The following is a 1,822-nucleotide window of genomic DNA, read 5'->3' on the forward strand; positions in this document are numbered from 1 at the left end:
ACTGCACCAGTATCTACATTGGTACGAAAATTTTGGTCATTGCTACCTACTGTCCGTAAGCGGTCTGGTACGGGATTGAAGTCAAAACCTGACTGAAATCCTCCATTAAAGCTGCTAGATAGTTTGCTCACAAACGTAGCCCGACCAGTTCTAGGATTGATCGTGTATATGTTGTCAGTATCTGTGACACCATAAAGCAGACCGTTTGCTGGACGGAAGTCAATACCTTGTAAGTTGCCGTCAATTCCTTTGACTTTAACTGTGAAAGCAAATCCACTTGGATCTATATTTACAAGAGTATTCTTTGAGGTTAAGCCAATGAATCTTAAAGGAGACCATTTGCCTGTGACATTGATTTGAAGGATATCAGCTGATTTGGTGATATTAACGTCAGCTAAAATTTTGTTAGCACTCAAGCCAAGACTTGCAGTGGCTAGAGTAACTACAAGGGCAATTTTACGTGTGATAAAGCCTTTCATCATACACTCCCAAAATAATATTTTCTGATTTTTATTCAGCAACGAGTTATCCTTTTCTAAAAGGATTAATGGTTAAAGTTTACTGATAAATACAGATTACACTGAAATCATTTTTTACGGGTTAAGAAAAAATTAATATTTAAAAAAAGTACGCTGAACCTTTCAAAAATGAACTTAAAGAAAAGTTTATTTAATGCTTTATAGAAAACATCCTACTTTTCCTGCTTAACCTACTTTTAAGTGTCGGCTTCAACACATACTGTGGAAGTTCTAAATAAAATAGATGCGATAAGCAAAGCTTAAAGCTTTTGGCTTATCGCGCTACATCTTCTCTATTTTTCAGCAAAATATTGATTTTTAAATTTGCGGTCTGTGATTCTCATAAAGTATTGATTATGATAAACTTTAGACTCTGACTCATTTATTAGAATTACAGCTTTAGCCTTACTGTTCTAGCTGCTGGGAACACGAACTATCTGCCTCAACCCGTTAACAGACTTAAGCCATTATCAGAAAATTATTACTGCATTCTATCGATTGTGCGATACTGAATAGCTTCTGCTACATGATTGGTTTGTAGCTCATCTTCTCCTGCCAAATCTGCAATAGTCCGCCCTACTTTAAGAATGCGATCGCTTGCTCTTGCCGATAAACCTAATTTTCTAATTGCTACTTCTAATAAATTGCGGCTAGCATCATCTAGCTTGCACCATTTCTGAAGATGACGACTTTGCATGTGGGCGTTACAACGCAGATTTGCTTCTCCTTGAAAGCGGGTAATTGCGCGATCGCTTGCCTGTTGCACTCGTTGTAGCACTGTTATTGATGCTTCTCCCGTAGGTTGTTGGGTAATCTCCTCTGGTTTCAACCTATTCACCGCAACTTGTAAATCAATTCGATCCATCAACGGCCCAGATAGTTTTGCCCAATATTGCTCGCGTTGGCGGGGAGAACAAGTACATTGTTGGATGGTATCGCCATAGTAACCGCAAGGACAGGGATTAGTACTCGCCACCAAAGTAAACTGTGCGGGAAACATTACTGATAGTTTGGTACGGGAAATTGTTACATAGCCATCTTCTAAAGGTTGACGCAGGAATTCTAATACATCACGTTTAAATTCCGTGAGTTCATCAAGAAATAACACACCTCTATGAGATAATGAGATTTCTCCAGGACGAGGGAAGCTACCACCACCAACTAGAGAAGGCCCGGATGCTGAGTGGTGGGGACTGCGAAAAGGGCGATCGCGTACCAAAGAACCGCGATTTTTCAATAAACCAGCCACCGAATGGATACGAGTCACTTCTAAAGATTCGGCAAAACTCAGGGGCGGTAAAATT

Annotated in this window: 2 protein-coding genes; both read right to left on the reverse strand. The window is 39.7% G+C overall.

What is annotated here, in order from left to right; all coding sequences use genetic code 11:
* Positions 1-482, reverse strand: a 482-nt coding sequence (locus VE944_RS01380) for a DUF4394 domain-containing protein (protein ID WP_324971181.1), incomplete at its 3' end; no start/stop codon positions are given.
* 517 nt (positions 483-999) lie between these two features.
* On the reverse strand, positions 1,000-1,822 hold an 823-nt coding region (locus VE944_RS01385), incomplete at its 5' end, for a YifB family Mg chelatase-like AAA ATPase (RefSeq protein WP_324971183.1).

The sequence above is a fragment of the Nostoc sp. genome (genome assembly GCF_035638895.1).
GTDB lineage: Bacteria > Cyanobacteriota > Cyanobacteriia > Cyanobacteriales > Nostocaceae > Nostoc.